The organism is Streptomyces sp. P17, assembly GCF_032436805.1.
GTDB lineage: Bacteria > Actinomycetota > Actinomycetes > Streptomycetales > Streptomycetaceae > Streptomyces.
On the sequence record NZ_JAVRBF010000868.1, the window covers coordinates 1 to 269 of the forward strand.

Annotated in this window: 1 protein-coding gene; it reads right to left on the reverse strand. The window is 65.4% G+C overall.

The window, feature by feature from the left end; genetic code table 11:
* Positions 1-269 (reverse strand): prolyl oligopeptidase family serine peptidase (locus RMT89_RS43270; RefSeq protein WP_315889239.1); only part of this gene is annotated, 269 nt, incomplete at both ends.

Sequence of the window (269 nt, forward strand, 5' to 3'; positions counted from 1 at the left end):
CTGGATGCCGTGGCGTTGGCCGGGGAAGAGCATCAGGTCGAAGGGCTGGCCCTTGGCCTGCAAGGCCGCCATCACCGCGATCGAATTTGAAAACTGTACATTGTCGTCGGCCATGCCCTGGAGCAGCAGAAGCCGGCCCGACAGTTTGGGCAGGCGCGGGATGATGGACGAGGCGTCATAGGCCGCCTTGTCGGTCTGCGGCATCCCCATATAGCGCTCGGTGTAATGGCTGTCGTACTCGCGCCAGTCCGTGGGCGGCGCGCCCGCCG